The 15,892-nt window shown below is 65.8% G+C and carries 11 protein-coding genes; 9 read left to right on the top strand and 2 right to left on the bottom strand.

The features are described from left to right. The first annotated feature begins 42 nt into the window (after positions 1-42). The 9 genes from AC5P7E_RS14920 (at position 43) to cueR (ending at position 11,994) form a co-directional block, all read left to right on the top strand. Positions 43-1,632 carry a calcineurin-like phosphoesterase C-terminal domain-containing protein gene (locus AC5P7E_RS14920; RefSeq protein WP_044570028.1) on the top strand — a complete coding sequence of 530 codons (1,590 nt, stop codon included), beginning with the start codon at positions 43-45 and terminating at the stop codon, positions 1,630-1,632. 36 nt (positions 1,633-1,668) lie between these two features. Next, positions 1,669-1,953: a hypothetical protein gene (locus AC5P7E_RS14925; protein ID WP_012480039.1), complete on the top strand. Its 285-nt coding sequence runs from the start codon at positions 1,669-1,671 to the stop codon at positions 1,951-1,953. A gap of 84 nt (positions 1,954-2,037) precedes the next feature. Then, positions 2,038-3,060, top strand: coding sequence for a glucokinase (locus tag AC5P7E_RS14930; RefSeq protein ID WP_005413172.1), 1,023 nt, complete (start codon positions 2,038-2,040; stop codon positions 3,058-3,060). A gap of 51 nt (positions 3,061-3,111) precedes the next feature. Then, positions 3,112-4,110: a glycosylasparaginase gene (locus AC5P7E_RS14935; protein ID WP_114618758.1), complete on the top strand. Its 999-nt coding sequence runs from the start codon at positions 3,112-3,114 to the stop codon at positions 4,108-4,110. After that, positions 4,107-4,838, top strand: a complete 732-nt coding sequence (locus AC5P7E_RS14940) for a copper homeostasis protein CutC (RefSeq protein ID WP_005409437.1) — start codon at positions 4,107-4,109, stop codon at positions 4,836-4,838. The genes AC5P7E_RS14935 and AC5P7E_RS14940 overlap by 4 nt, the downstream gene beginning before the upstream one ends. A gap of 290 nt (positions 4,839-5,128) precedes the next feature. Then, positions 5,129-5,596: a hypothetical protein gene (locus AC5P7E_RS14945; RefSeq protein ID WP_114618774.1), complete on the top strand. Its 468-nt coding sequence runs from the start codon at positions 5,129-5,131 to the stop codon at positions 5,594-5,596. 297 nt (positions 5,597-5,893) lie between these two features. Next, entirely contained in the window at positions 5,894-8,851 is a 2,958-nt protein-coding gene (locus AC5P7E_RS14950) for a TonB-dependent receptor plug domain-containing protein (protein WP_114618759.1), read from the top strand. A 174-nt stretch (positions 8,852-9,025) separates the two neighbouring features. Further along, positions 9,026-11,527 carry a heavy metal translocating P-type ATPase gene (locus AC5P7E_RS14955; RefSeq protein ID WP_111722977.1) on the top strand — a complete coding sequence of 834 codons (2,502 nt, stop codon included), beginning with the start codon at positions 9,026-9,028 and terminating at the stop codon, positions 11,525-11,527. Between the two features lie 11 nt (positions 11,528-11,538). After that, on the top strand, positions 11,539-11,994 hold the full coding sequence (gene cueR, locus AC5P7E_RS14960) for a Cu(I)-responsive transcriptional regulator (protein WP_005409440.1): 456 nt from the start codon (positions 11,539-11,541) through the stop codon (positions 11,992-11,994). Positions 11,995-12,073: 79 nt separating this feature from the next. On the opposite strand, the gene AC5P7E_RS14965 is transcribed toward cueR, so the two are convergent. Then, positions 12,074-12,268, bottom strand: coding sequence for a heavy-metal-associated domain-containing protein (locus AC5P7E_RS14965; RefSeq protein ID WP_005409441.1), 195 nt, complete (start codon positions 12,266-12,268; stop codon positions 12,074-12,076). A 203-nt stretch (positions 12,269-12,471) separates the two neighbouring features. Further along, entirely contained in the window at positions 12,472-15,549 is a 3,078-nt protein-coding gene (locus AC5P7E_RS14970; protein ID WP_114618760.1) for a TonB-dependent receptor, read from the bottom strand. Between the last annotated feature and the right edge of the window lie 343 nt (positions 15,550-15,892).

Raw genomic sequence — 15,892 nt, forward strand, 5'->3', positions numbered from 1 at the left:
ACGGAATCTACAATAGGCGGTCTTTCTTTACCCGGACCGCCCATGAAACTGCCTGCCGCCTGGCTGTGCTGCCTGTTGCTGACCTCGCCGGCCTGGGCCGCGGATACCGTGGTCACCGGCAAGGTCTATCTGGAGCGCGACGGCAAACCCGGCCGCGGTGCGACCGATCCGGGCCTGGCCGGCGTGCAGGTCTCCAACGGCGAGGCCATCGTCAAGACGGCTGCAGACGGCAGCTACAGCCTGCCGGTGCGTGATGGCCAGACCGTGTTCGTGATCAAGCCCGATGCGTATTCCTTTCCGAAAGCGGCCGACGGCCTGCCTTCGTTCTGGCGGCACTATCGCCCGAACGGTTCGCCGGCGTTGAAGTACGGCGGCATCGCCGCGACCAGCGACGTCACCCGCAACTGGGATTTCGCCCTGCAGTCGGATCGCCATGACAGTCGGCGCGGCTTCCAGATGCTGGTGTTCACCGATTCGCAGACCGCCAGCCTGAAGGATATCGGCTACTACCAGCAGTCGATCGTCGCGCCATTGGTGGGAAAGACCAAGGCGCGCATGGGCACCACCCTGGGTGACATCGTCAACGACGACCTGACCCTGTATCCGGCGATCAACAAGGTCACCACCGGACTTGGCGTGCCGTGGTTCCATGTGCCGGGCAACCACGATCTCGACTTCGATGCGGCCAGCGACGAACACTCGCTGGACAGCTGGCGCAACATCTACGGTCCAGACACCTATGCGGTGGAAGAGGGCGGCGCCAGTTTCGTGTTCCTGGACGACGTGGTGTTCGACCCCAAGGCCAAGCCGAAGTACATCGGCGGCCTGCGCGAAGACCAGTTCGCCTTCCTCGCCAGCTACCTGAAGGGCCTGCACAAGGATCGCCTGCTGGTGCTGGGCATGCACATCCCGCTGTTCGACGCGGCGCCCGGACGCGAGACCTTCCGCCATGCCGACCGCCAGCGCCTGTTCGACCTGCTGAAGGACTTCCGCAACGTGCTGGTGCTCAGCGGCCACAGCCACACCCAGCAGCACGTCTACCATGGCAAGGCCGAGGGCTGGAACGGCGACAAGCCGCTGCACGAATACAACGTCGGCGCCAACTGCGGTGCGTTCTGGTCAGGCGTGAAGAATGCCGCCGGCGTGCCGGACAGCACCATGAGCGATGGCACGCCGAAGGGCTATGCGTTGCTCGACGTGGCCGGCAATGGCAGCTACAGACTGCAGTACCGCGTGGCCGGAAAACCGGCCAGCGAGCAGATCGGCCTGCATGCGCCGAAGGTGCTGCGCCAGGGCGCCTACCCGGCCTGGGGCATCTATGCCAACGTCTACATGGGTGAGGATGCCAGCGTGGTCGAGTACCGCGTCGATGGAGGCGCCTGGCAGCCGATGAAGCAGGTCAGCCAACCCGATCCGCGCCTGATGGTGGAGAACGTGGCCGACGATCTTGCAGACAGCCTGCGTGGCTACGACCGCTCGCCGGAGGCCACCGCATCGCCGCACCTGTGGCGTGGCGCGCTGCCGACCGATCTGGCCGTGGGCAGCCACAAGGTCGAGGTACGCTCCACCCAGCCTGATGGTGCAGTGTTCACCGCCAGCACCAGCTACAGCCTGCAGACTGCCCAGCCCTGATCCACGGCGCCGCTGCCCAACGCGAAAGGACCCCGCATGGATATCCGCTTCATGGCCGGCACCACGCCGGTGACCCTCAGCCGCCACTGGTTCACCGGCGCGATGCAGTTGCAGAGCGCCACCGAGACGGTCTGGGTGCAGCACCCGCTGCATCCGGGCACCCACTTCTCGTTCTCGCTGGTACAGTCGTGGCTGCGCCACATCGCCGGCCACGAAGTGCTGGTCGAGCGCACCCGGCCGCTGCTGTTCGCCGGCTTCCGCCCGCAGCGGCTGCGGGTGCTGGTGGATGGCGTGCAGGTGGCCGAACAGGAAGGCATGTAGGCCAACCTGAACCATCGGCGCGCTAGGCAAAGCCGCCCCGATGCCTGAGAATCGGGGCGATTCAATCGATCCAAGCAGGCCAGCGTGACCATCGCAGCAGCGTCCCCGGTTTCCTCCGACTCCGCCCGCGGCGGTCTTCCGCGCCATCTGGTCGTCGCCGATGTCGGCGGCACCTTTGCCCGCCTTGCGCTGGCTGAAACCCAACCCGGCCAGGCGCCGCTGCTGGGCAGCCATCGCACCTATGCCTGCGCCGAGCATCCCAGCCTGGCGGCGATCCTGGCCGATTTCACCGCAGGCCTTGGCCAGCCGGTGCAGACCGCGGTGGTGGCCATTGCCGGCCTGCTCGATGGCGATGTGCTGATCAATTCCAACCTGCCATGGACGGTCTCGCTGTCGGCCACCCGCGCGCAGTCCGGGTTGGGCGAACTGCAGCTGATCAACGATTTCGAGGCGGTGGCGCTGGCCATCCCTTATCTGCAGCCGGACACGCTGGTGCCGCTGAACGGCGATGCTGATCCGGCGCAGGCATTCCCGGCGCTGGTGCTGGGTGCCGGTACCGGCCTGGGCGCCGCACTGCGCTTTGCCGACGGCGAGCGCCCGGTGCTGGCCAGCGAGATCGGCCATGCCGCGCTTGGCGCCGGCAACGCGCTGGAACTGCAGGTGCTGGGCAAGCTGCTGCAGCGTTGGGCGCACGTGGACAACGAACGCGTGCTGTCCGGCAGCGGTCTGATGAACCTGTATCCGTGCCTGTGCGAACTGCGCGGCGTCACCCCGGTGTGGACCAGCACCGAGGCACTGATCGGCGCCGCACGCAGCGGCGAGGATGCGCTGGCCGTGGAAACGCTGCAGGTGTTCTGCGCGTGGCTGGGCAGCCTGGCCGGCGACGCAGCGATCGCCGTCGGTGCGCGCTCGGTGTACCTCGCCGGGGGCATTTCCGCGCATGTGCAGGATTTCCTGGCCGATGGCCGCTTCCGTGAGCGCTTCCTCAACAAGGGCGTGCTGACCGAGGTGCTGCGCCAGGTGCCGGTATGGCGCGTGGAGCACGGCCAGTTGGGCGTGCTCGGCGCAGCGGTCTGGCACGCCGCACGGCAGCCCACGCACGACTGATCGGCAGGGTCGGCATCGGGCCGGCCGTGCATTGCAGACTGGGAGGGGAAGATGGTGGATCGCAGGCAGTTCCTGCAGGCCGGTGCACTGGCTGCAGGCATGGCGGCCTTGCCGGGCGTGCAGGCGCGCACGCAGGGTGGGGCCAAGGTGGTTTCGACCTGGGACTTCGGCGTACCGGCCAACCAGGCCGCGTGGAAGGTACTGGCGCAGGGCGGCAGCGCGCTGGATGCGGTGGAAGCAGGCGCACGCTGGGCCGAGAGCGAGCTGTGCAACCCCACCGTCGGCCATTGTGGCAACCCGGATCGCGACGGCGTGCTGAGCCTGGACGCGAGCATCATGGATGGCGATGGCCGTTGTGGCGCCGTGGCCGCGCTGGTCGACATCCTGCATCCGGTGTCGGTGGCCCGCAAAGTGATGGAGAACAGCCCACACGTGCTGCTGGTGGGCGAGGGCGCGCAGCAGTTCGCGATGCAGCAGGGTTTCGAGCGCAGGCACCTGTTGACGCCGCAGGCCGAAGCGGCCTGGCGCGAGTGGCTGAAGACGGAGAAGTATCAGCCGCAGATCAACGCCGAGCGCCGTGGTATTCCCGGCAACAGCGACAACCACGACACCATCGGCATGCTGGCGCTGGATGCCAAGGGCCACCTTGCCGGTGCCTGCACCACCAGCGGCATGGCCTGGAAGCTGCACGGCCGGGTCGGCGACAGCCCGATCATCGGTGCCGGCCTGTATGTCGACAACGACGTGGGCGCGGCCACTGCTTCGGGCGTGGGTGAAGAGATGATCCGCAACGCCGCTTCGTTCCTGGTGGTCGAACTGATGCGCCAGGGGCGCTCGCCGGCACAGGCCTGCCGTGAAGCCATCGACCGCGTGGTGCGCAAGCGCCCCGAAGCGAGCAAGACATTGCAGGTGTGCTTCCTGGCCATGAACAAGCAGGGCGAGGTGGGCGCCTACGCGTTGCATCGCGGCTTCGTCTACGCCGTGTGCGATGGGCAGCGCCAGGATGACCTGCGCGACTCGCCGTCGATCTACACGAGCACCCAGGCGTGAGCACGCGGCTGACCCTGGAGGTTGCCAGTAACTCGCTGGCCTCGGCGCTGGCCGCCCAGGCCGGCGGCGCCGACCGCATCGAGCTGTTCGACAACCTGGCCGAGGGTGGCACCACGCCGTCGTTCGCCAGCATCGCGATTGCGCGCGAACGCCTGTCGATTCCGCTGTTCGTGCTGGTGCGACCACGCCCGGGCGACTTCCACTACGACGCGCTGGAAACCGAACTGATGCTGCGTGACATCGCGCAGTGCCGCGCGCTCGGCTGCGATGGCGTGGTGATCGGTGCGCTGGATGTGCAGGGCGGCATCGACGTGGCGCTGTGCCGTGAACTGGTGCAGGCTGCCGGGCCGCTGCAGGTGACCTTCCATCGCGCCTTCGATGCCGCCCGCGATCTGCCGGCGGCACTGGAACAGGTGATCGAACTGGGTTGCCAGCGCGTGCTGACCTCGGGCGGCCAGGTCAGTGCCGAGGCCGGTGCCGATGTGCTGGCGGGCCTGGTCACCCAGGCGGCGGGACGTATCACGGTGATGGCCGGCGCCGGGCTGGGCCCGGCCAATGTCGCCGCCGTCGCACGACGCAGCGGCTGCACCGAACTGCACGCCTCGGCCAAAGGCCTGCGGCGCTCGGCCATGCAGTTCCAGAACCCGGACCTGCGCGGGCTGGACCCGGACTGGAGCCAGACCGCCACCGCGACCGTGGCCGCGCTGCGTCAGGCCCTCGACGGCTGATCGCAGGGCCGGGGTCGGATCCCTTCGCAGAAGGGCTCCGACCCCGCTGCGGAACGCGCACCGGTTGCCGAAAAGTGACGCTTCTGACGTGCGCGGATGGCCAGTCAGTCTGCCAAACATCGGAACGCAGGGGCCTCTGTGTTTCCGGGTAGACGATCAAGCCAGGATTATTGACAGTGGGGTCCAACTCCCCCTGGCAATGATCCTCCTTCCGCATGCCTCGATTGCTCCTGCTATTTCTCTGTTTGCTGCACACCGCCGCAATAGCTGCAGAGGAAGGACAGCCCCCAGTGTTTATCTGGAAGGCGGTCGGACCCGAGGGCGGCGGCATCGACGATTTGCTGGGCGGCGTGACGCTGGCACCCTCTGCTACAGGCGTGTTCGTCGACGCACGGGTACATCGGATCGGGGAGAAGCGCTTTCGCGCGCTCTATCAGGTGTTCGATTCAAACGCTTCCAACCCGATGGGGCGCTGTGGCGCGGGGCGTGAGATCCATCTGTTCGTCTACGAATTGACCCTGCCGAAGCCCATTGAGCGCGGCAGGGTATTGATCAGCAGCTGCCTTGAGGCCCTGTCTCTGGCGAGCCAGAACTCAGGGCGACCCCACAGTGAATCCGACTTTTCCTCGGTCATCTGGCAGGGCGACGGGTTCACCATCGATTGGTGGGGTATCAGACACAGAGGCGATGCGTCGAGCCGCTACGCCCTCCGAAATGGCCACTTCGTCCCGACTCGATCGGGTGAGGGGAATCGCTGAGGGCGGACAAATCCGTTCCGCGCGCGATTGTCGCGATCGTGTCATTGACGTCTGCGCTGTTCACTCAGCGATGTTTCGCAACCCTTTGATTGTTCTGGATGCCGGCAGCCGATAGCGGCATTTCCTCGGGCATTGCTGCATCGCCGCATGCCCGGCGTGGTTCAGCTGTGCTTTAGTTTGGATCGATCCACAGGGGAGGGTGTCGGGACGGTCTTGAACCGATCCAGGTGCCCGGATCAGCCGTAGCGCCGCGCCACCACCCGTCCGTGCGTCCACACTTTCGAAGAGCAACCACCCATGGCTCAGATCGTCCGCAAGCGTCGTCACCTGCTGTCCCAGGCCCTGGTCCTGGCCCTGTTGCCCCTGGCTGCCAGCGCGCAGGAGGCCGCCAGTTCATCCACCAAGGATCTCGACGCGGTCACCGTCACCGGCTCGCGCATCAAGCGCGCCAGCGTCGAAGGCCCGGCACCGGTCAACGTGATCACCGCCGCGCAGATCCAGAAGGAAGGCTTCGTCAGCGTGTACGACGCGCTGAAGACCCTCACCGAAGCGACCGGCACTGTTGAAGCCGCCTCGCAGTGGGGTTCGCATACGCCCAATGCCAGCGGCCTGAACCTGCGCGGGATGGGCCCGAACCGCTCGCTGCTGCTGGTCAACGGCCGTCGCGTGGCCGACTACCCGCTGCCCTATGGCGGCGAAACCAACTTCTCCAACTACGGCAACATTCCGGCTGCGGCGGTGGAACGCATCGAAGTGCTGACCGGTGGCGCCTCGGCCATCTATGGCTCGGATGCGATCGCCGGCGTGGTCAACGTCATCCTGAAGACCAACTACGACGGCGACGAGGTGCGCGTGCGTGGCGGCACCTCCACCGAGGGTGGGCGCGACACCTGGGACCTGTCCTGGGCCGGCGGCAAGACCGGTGACAACTGGAGCGTGACCTACGCGTTGCAGTACACCAAGCGCGATCCGTTGTTCGGCCGTGACCGCCCGCAGATGGACGATGCCGATGATGCGCCGTACCCGTCCTGGAACATGGAACAACGCAAGGTCGGCTTCCGTCCTACCGCCGGACTGGCGTTGATCCATCCGACCACGGGCCAGCGCCTGGCGCCGCCCACCGGCACCTGCGAGAAGTTCGGCAGTGAGTACTACACCGCCGATCGACTGGTCTACAACTACGCCGCCAACACCATCACCAACACCGGCCGCCTGTGCGGCATGAGCGCCGACTACGCCAACTGGCTGCTCACCGGCGGTGCCGAGAACGTGTCCGGCAACCTGTATGCCACCTTCGATTTCAGCAACGACCTGCAGGCCTGGACCAATCTGGCGGTCTACCGTTCCGAAGCGATCTGGGGCACCAATCCGCCCGGCGTGTCGCTGATCGACGATGACAAAGGCTACTACTGGGACGCCAACCGCAACCGTCCGATTCTTGGCGTGCGCCAGTTCACCCCGAATGAGGTTGGCGGGCTGGATACGTTGCGCAACACCAACCGCGAACTGTCCTGGGACTGGAGCGCCGGCCTGCGTGGCCGCCTCGCCGACCGCTTCGACTGGAGCGCCACGGTGGGGCGCTCGTACTACCGCGTGGAAGAACGGCAGAACGTGGTCGACAAGCAGAAGTCGTACGACTACTTCCTCGGCCCGAAGCTGGGCACCACGGCCGATGGCGAGGCGATCTACGCCTTGAACGAATCGCGCTGGTGGAATCCGCTGACGCCGGACCAGTACTGGCAGATGGGTACGGTGGCGAAGAACCGTGCGGCGTCCTGGGTCAACCAGGCCTCGGCGGATATCACCGGCGAACTGTTCCAGGGCTGGGCCGGCCCGATCTCGTTCGCCGCGGTGGCTGAAGTCGCGCAGCAGGGTTATCACCTCAGCCCCGACCCACGCGCCGGCATCGATTTCGACCTGCAGAACGTCGATCGCGGTGGCGGCGAGCGCACCCGCTATTCGGCCGGCGTCGAGTTCAAGATTCCGCTGCTGGACAGCGTGACCGCCACTGCGGCCGCGCGCTATGACCGCTATGGCAACTACAAGGCCGACGACAGCAGCGAAGCACTGAACATCGGCAGCCAGAAGGAAACCACCTGGAATGTCGGCCTGGAATGGCGCCCGGTTGAATCGTTGCTGGTGCGTGGCTCCTATGCCACCAGCTTCCATGCGCCGGACATGCATTACCTGCTGGGCCAGCCGAGCAGCTCCGAAGTGCAGACCTATGACCGCCTGCGCTGCATCCAGAGTGGCGCGTACCTGGTCAACAACTGCGGCGTGGGCAACACCGATGTCTGGTACACCTTCGACGTGAACCGGCGTGGCACGCCGCTGCTGCGCTCGGAAACCGGTGATTCGTGGACGGTCGGTTTCGTCTGGGACGTGATGCCGAACCTGTCGGTCAGTGCCGACTACTGGGCGATCAAGCTGGAAGACATGATCGTCGACGTCGGCGCCGATGAGGTGCTGGCCAGCGAGGCCGGCTGCCTGACCGGCAAGAACATCGATGGCACGCCATGGGCCAATCCGGCCGGTGGCGAATACTGCGCCGGCATCCTGGCCCGCGTGAACCGTGACAGCAGCGGCCGCCTGGTGTCGATCGAGCGCGGCCCGTTCAACCTGGCCAGCCGCGAAGTGCGTGGTGTCGACCTGACCGCACGCTATCGCCTGGAAACCGCGCAGTGGGGCAGCTTCCAGCTGGGCCTGAACTACACCAACCAGATCTCGACCAAGGAACAGCGCTACGCCAACGATCCGAATCCGGAACGCCGCGACCGCGACCTGCGCAGCAAGCTGCGCGCGAGCCTGGCCTGGCAGCGCGGCAACTGGAATGCCAATGTCTATGCCGACCGCGTGGGCTCGGTGCCGGGCGTGCGCTACCACTGGGGCACCGACCGCCTGGACAACCCCGGCGGCTGCCTGCCGTTCGCCGACGGCTACGTGCCCAGCGACAGCCCGTCGCTGAACTGCCTGGAGCCGGCGACACGTCCGGACGGCTCGCCGAACCCGAACCCCAATGCCGGGCAGCAGACGGCGCGCTACTACGGTCGAGTGGGGCCGTTCATCACCTGGAACTTCAACGTGGGCTACCAGGTGACCGAACACGCGAAGGTAAACGTGTACGTCAACAACGCCTTCAACGCAGCCAGCTGGAACCACAAGGACCCGTACAAGCTGGATTACGACTTCGCCCCGACCCGCCTGCTGGGGGCGGTCGGCCGCGAGTTCGCGTTGGAGTACGTGTTCACCTTCTGAGCAGACCCGCAGGGGGCGCCGGGCCTGATCCGCCTGGCGCCTCCGTCCGCTCAGCAGTTCCACGCCATGCGTGGATGAACCCCATCATGAACCCCCGGGGTGGCTGGATTTGACCTTCCCACGATGGCAAGGTTTAGCCTGTCCGCATCCAGAAGGAACCCCGGGAATCCGATCATGAGCATGCCCCGCGCCACTGCAGCCCCCGCAAGCCCTGCCACCATCAGCCTGCCCATCGAGGGAATGACCTGCGCCAGCTGTGTCGGCCGGGTCGAGGCGGCGCTGTCCAGGGTCGAAGGCGTGGGCAGTGTTTCGGTCAATCTGGCGACCGAGCGCGCGGATATCCGCCCGTCCGGTCCGGTCGATCGTGCCGCGTTGATCCAAGCGGTGGAGCGGGTGGGCTACGACGTGTCCCCCGCCACCGTTGAACTGGCCGTGGAAGGCATGACCTGCGCCTCCTGCGTGGGCCGCGTGGAGCGCGCGCTGCTGGCGTTGCCAGGCGTGAGCCAGGCCAGCGTGAACCTGGCCACGGAGCGTGCGACCGTGCGCGGCGTGGCTGATACGGCCGCCTTGGTTGCGGCCATCGACAAGGTCGGCTACGCCGCCCGCCCGATCGAGGCCGGTGTGCAGTCCGATGATGAAGCCGCTGAAAAGAAGGATGCCGAGCGCGCCGAACTGAAGCGCGACCTGATCGTGGCGACCGCGCTGGCGCTGCCGGTGTTCGTGCTGGAGATGGGCTCGCACCTGATTCCCGGCATGCACGAATGGGTGATGGCCACCATCGGCATGCAGGCCAGCTGGTACCTGCAGTTCGTACTGACCCTGCTGGTGCTGGCCATTCCCGGCCGCCGTTTCTACCAGAAGGGGTTCCCGGCACTGCTGCGGCTGGCGCCGGACATGAATTCACTGGTGGCGGTGGGCACCGCCGCGGCGTTTGGCTACTCGGTGGTGGCGACCTTTGCACCGCGGCTGCTGCCGCCGGGCACGGTGAACGTCTACTACGAAGCGGCCGCGGTCATCGTTGCGCTGATCCTGCTCGGCCGCTTCCTCGAGGCCCGCGCCAAGGGCCGTACCTCCGAAGCGATCAAGCGTCTGGTCAACCTGCAGGCCAAGGTCGCCCATGTGTTCCGTGACGGCCGCACCGTCGACATCCCGGTCAATGAAGTGCAGAGCGGCGACATGGTGGAAGTGCGGCCGGGCGAGCGCGTGCCGGTCGATGGCGAGGTGGTTGAAGGCCGCAGCTACATCGACGAATCGATGATCAGCGGCGAGCCGATCGCGGTCGAGAAGCAGCCGGGCAGCAGCGTGGTGGGCGGTACGGTCAACCAGAAGGGCGCACTGACGGTACGTGCCACGGCGGTGGGCGCGCAGACCATGCTGGCGCAGATCATCCGCATGGTCGAACAGGCGCAGGGCTCGAAGCTGCCGATCCAGGCGGTGGTCGACAAGGTCACGCTGTGGTTCGTGCCGGCGGTGATGCTGGCCGCGCTGGCGACCTTCCTGGTCTGGTTGATCTTTGGTCCGTCACCGGCGCTGAGCTTCGCGCTGGTCAACGCGGTAGCGGTGCTGATCATTGCCTGCCCGTGCGCGATGGGGCTGGCCACGCCGACCTCGATCATGGTCGGTACCGGCCGCGGCGCCGAAATGGGCGTGCTGTTCCGCAAGGGCGAAGCACTGCAGCTGCTGAAGGACGCGAAGGTGGTGGCGGTGGACAAGACCGGCACGCTGACCGAAGGCCGCCCGCGCCTGACCGACTTCGAGATCACGGACGGTTTCAATCGCAGCACCGTGCTGGCGGCGGTTGCCGCAGTGGAATCGCGCTCTGAGCATCCGATTGCCCGCGCCATCGTCGATGCAGCCACCGAGCAGGGCATCGCGCTGCCGTCGATGGTCGATTTCGAATCGGTCACCGGCATGGGCGTGCGTGCCAACGTTGATGGTGCGCGGGTGGAGGTCGGTGCCGATCGCTTCATGCGCGACCTGGGCGTGGACATCACTTTGTTCGCGACGCTGGCGGCAGAGCTGGGCACCCAGGGCAAGTCGCCGCTGTATGCCGCCATCGACGGCCGCCTGGCCGCAATCATCGCGGTATCCGATCCGATCAAGCCGAGCACGCCGGCCGCAATCGCGGCACTGCATCAGCTTGGCCTGAAGGTGGCGATGATCACCGGTGACAACGCTGGTACCGCGCAGGCGATCGCGCGCCAGCTCGACATCGACGAAGTGGTGGCCGAGGTGCTGCCGGAAGGCAAGGTCGAGGCGGTGCGCCGGCTGAAGGCCGCGCATGGTCATGTTGCGTTCGTCGGCGATGGCATCAACGATGCACCGGCGTTGGCCGAGGCCGATATTGGTCTGGCCATCGGCACCGGTACCGATATCGCGGTGGAATCGGCCGACGTGGTGCTGATGTCCGGCAACCTGCAGGGCGTGCCGAATGCCATCGCGCTGTCGAAGGCGACGCTGGGCAACATCCGGCAGAACCTGTTCTGGGCCTTCGCCTACAACACCGGGTTGATTCCGGTAGCGGCCGGCGTGCTGTACCCGGTCTGGGGCGTGCTGCTGTCGCCGGTGTTCGCGGCCGGTGCGATGGCCCTGTCCAGCGTGTTCGTGCTGGGCAACGCGCTGCGCCTGCGCCGCTACCAGCCGCCGATGGCGGATGCCGCCGCTGCCACCCACTGAAGGAGATCCGCATGAACATCGGTGAAGCTGCCAAGGCCTCCAGCGTGTCGGCGAAGATGATCCGCTACTACGAACAGATCGGCCTGATTCCCGCAGCTGATAGAACCGAGTCGGGCTACCGGGCGTATTCGCAGGCGGACATCCACCGCCTGCGTTTCATCCGCCGCGCGCGCGATCTTGGCTTCCAGGTGGCCGAGATCACTGATCTTCTGGGCCTCTGGAATGACACCTCGCGGCACAGTGCCGACGTGAAGCACCTGGCCGAACAGCACATTGCCGATCTTGAACAGCGCATCGAGCACATGCGGCAGATGGCCGACACGCTGAAATCGCTGATCAGTTGTTGTGCCGGCGACGAGCGGCCGGAGTGCCCGATCCTGCAGCGGCTGGGTGAGGACGATCAGACGCCGGTGCCGGTCGATACCGCGAAGACCGGTGCGGTGCGGCGGCGTACGCACAAGCATTGACTCGATATCGCATGCATGAAAAAGCCCGCCGGGTGCAGCGGCACCGGGCGGGCTTTCCTGTGTGAGACGGGGTAGGGGATCAGGCAGTACGCGGCGGGAAGCCTGCGTCGTTCACTGCGGCGAAGACGTCTTCCTGCGATGCGGTGGTCTGCACCTTGACCAGGCCGGTCGGCGGGTCGGCGACCACGCTGGCGTTGGGATCGATCTGCTGGATCGCACGGGTCACGCTGCGCGCGCAGCCGCCGCAGGTCATGCCATCGACATGGAATTCCATCTGTAGCTCCTTCGGTGCTCTTGGGGTGGAGTCAGTGTGCACCTTCCAACGATGTCAGGGTCAAGCGCCGGGCTGAACGAAAGGCAAGGCGCCGACAAAAAAAACGGCAGCCACCTGTACCAGCGCGGCTGCCGTGGAGGAACGTCCCCGCCAGGGCGGGGCGTGGGTTGCACCGGGGCGCGCCCGGGCAACCCGGTGTTGCCTTAGAACTTCCAGGTAGCGCCGAAGTACAGCTGGCGGCCTGCATAGGTATTGGAGACCAGGCGTGCCTTGGTGTCGCTTCCCAGGTGCACGCGCTGCTCGGACTTGGTGGCATTGATCACCGAGGCGGTCAGGGTCCAGTCCGGAGTCAGGTTGTAGGCCACGTTCAGGTCCAGCTGGTCATACGGCTCGGTGTAGACGGTGAGGCCATTGTTGAGCCCACCGACCACCTGGCCGCGACGGTTGAACGAGGCGCGCGCGAGGAACTTCTCGTTCTCGTAGAAGACCGTCACGTTGGCCTGGTTCTTGGCGCTGCCGACCAGCGGCGAGGAGCCGATTTCCTGCCCGTCCAGAACAATGGAAGCCAGGTTGGTGTCGTTGTAGGTGTAGTTGGCCTGCACGCCGAAGCCGAAATCGAAGGTGTACTGGCCATACAGCTCGACGCCCTGCGACACACCATCGCGGCCATTGGCCTGGGTCTCGTAGCGCTGCACGTTCACCGCTTCACCGTTGATGACCATGGGCGTGTCGCGCACCACCGGCAGGGTGAAGTTGTCCACGTTCTTGCGGAACAGGCTGACGCCGGCGACCGCGCCAGGCTGGAAGTACCACTCCAGGCCCAGGTCGAACTGGGTGGCCTTGAACGGCTCCAGCTGCTTGTTGCTGCCCTGGCCGACCCAGCCTGCGGTCGATGCGCCACCGGCAACGCGGCGATCATTGACGTACTCCTCGCTGTAGTAGCTCAGCGCGCCCGGTGCTGCGATATCGGTGTAGCCAGGGCGGGCGATCACCTTCGATGCGGCACCACGCAGCACCAGCGTGTCGGTGATGTCCCATGCAATGTTGAAACTCGGCAGCACGTCGGTGTAGGTGCGGTCCACGCCGATCAGGCTGTAGGTCTTGCTCTGCGCCAGGTCATGCGGCAGGCGCACGAAGCCGCTCTCGCAGCTGTAGGTCGGGTAGGCCGCAGCGGCGGGATCGGTGCACGCCATCGGCGCGCCGGACGCGTTGTCCAGGAAGTAGTCGTTGAACTTCTCGATCGAGTCGGAAGACTGCGCGAACTGCTTGGTGCGCACCACACGCACGCCGACATTGCCGCGCAGGCGCTCGGTGCGGAAGTTGGCCTGGAAGTAGCTGGAGTAGATCTTCTCGTTGACGTTGTAGACGAAGTCTTCCTCGGTACGGTTGTGCGAACCACCGTAGGTCTTGTTCAGATAGTCGATGTACGCCGGGTAGTTGATGCCCGGGAACACGTTGGCATTGAAGCCACCGGCAATGTTGCTGATCGGGTTCGACAGGAAGAAGCCGGGCTGCGCATCGCCGGCAGTCGGATCGCAGCCACTCTGGTAGCGGCTGTTGTCATAGTCGGCCGGGTCACGGCCCGGGCATACCCAGTAGGTGTTGCCGGTGTTGCGGTGGACCTTGCCATCACGGTACTTGGCACCGAACTGGATCGAATCCAGCCAACCGGACTCGAACAGCTTGGTCACGTCGGCCTGGAAGTAGTTCTGCTTGACCTCGGTGCGCTTCCACGACGAATCGGTCGAGCCGGTGTCGACTTCGGCGATGCCGTTCATCAGCTGCTGCTGCAGGTCGGGCGAGAAGGTGGCAGACGGCGTGCCGGTCAGGTCCCATGCGCTGTACTGGTTACCGGACAGGTAGTCGTTGCCGACCTTGCGGCGCGGCTTGGCCGACATGCGGAAGTTCATCGACGGACCACCTTCAGACCAGGTGCGGCCACCGGTGAACGAGGCCTTCCACAGCGGGCTGATGTCCCAGTCGATGGTCAGGTCGGCGGTCTGCGACAGCGCCTTTTCCTTGCTGTAGCCACCGGTCAGCTGCGGTGTCGGAATCGTGCAGTCGTCCGGGCCCCAGCCGCCGGGCTTGAGGCCGGCGGCCTTGGCCTGGTCTTCGCTGCAGTAGTAGGTCTTTCCGGCCAGCTTTTCGAACTGGGCACCGGTGACGGTGTTGCCGCTGGGGTCGAAATCCAGGCCGTTGAGCAGGCGGCCGCCGGCCCAGTTTCCATCGCCGTTGAAGCGGGCCATGCTCCATTCCGGAATCTTCAGCATGTTCTGGGTGTAGTCACCCTGCAGCTCGAAGCGGAAGTAGTTGGCGGTCATCGTGACGTTGTCGACCGGCTTGAACTGGAAGGTCAGCTGGCCGCCCTTGCGCTCGCGCTTTTCTTCCTTCACGGCGAAGTTGACCGAGGTCGGCATGAAGAAATCGCTGTAGTTGCCGCCGGTCTGGTTGTTGAAGCCGGACTTGCCCCACCAGTAGTGGATGCCATCCTGCTGCTGCACGTTGCCATAGGCGTCGCGTGCCTTGCCGGCGCCGTACCACTGGTAGTCCTCGGTGCTGGCTTCCATGGTACGGGTCGTGCGCTTCTGCTGCGTCACGCCGACCAGCACGCCGAAACGCTCATCCTTGCTGTGCCACGAATACAGGGCCGAGGCCTGCGGGTCGATATCGTGGTGGGTATCGGAGGAGGTGCCCTCAAGCGTGACGAAGCCCGAGTTGGACTCCATGTCCAGCGGACGGCGGGTGTGCAGGATGACCGTACCGCCGATGCCGCCTTCGTCGATGCGTGCTTCCGGCGACTTGAACAGCTCGGCGCTGGACAGCATGTTCGACGGCAGCAGGGTGTAGTTGAACGAGCGGGTGGCTTCGTCGTTGGTTTCCGACGTGGCCACGTAGTTGCCATTCAACTGGGTCAGGGTCAGGTCCGGCGCAAGGCCGCGCACGCTGACACTCTTGCCTTCACCACCGCTGCGGGTGATGACCACGCCGGGCACGCGCTGCAGTGCGTCGGCCACGTTCTTGTCGGGGAACTTGCCGACGTCCTCGGCGGTGATCACTTCGACCACGGCGTTGGCGTCGCGCTTCTGCTCAAGGCTCTTTTCGATGGCGTAGCGGTAGCCGGTGACCTGGACGCTGTCCAGGTTGGTGGCTTCCTGCGAGCCGCTGGTGGTTGCCTGCTGCGCGGCGGCGCCGGCCGGAACGACGGCGGCGGCCAAGGCCAGCGCGACGGCCAGCGACAATGCGTCCTGGCCATGCGTACGTGTTGAATGCTTCATTCCCATCTCTCCCTCTCTCCTGGATTGATCCGGTGACGTGGCACGGACAACTTGAATCGATCTAATTTGAAGTGACATTGTCGCTATCGCCATGCAGTGGCAGTTGCACCGTACGCGTGGCCTGGTACGTCCTGTTGCCGCTCCCCCAACTCCCGGCCATCGCAATGTCGTCTTGGATCGATCTAAGCGATGGGCGGGCGTTTTTTAGCATGGGTCGCCCGTGGGCGCATGCTGCTCCGCAATATGGTACTGGCGTGGCGAAGGGATGACGGTTTGCTGAAACCAGTGAAATCGTTTTCGTGCGCAGGGGAGGGTGGGTCGGCAGGGCTGCGCCCTGCACCCGCGGTGT

The organism is Stenotrophomonas sp. YJH_SMC_25 (assembly GCF_059369595.1).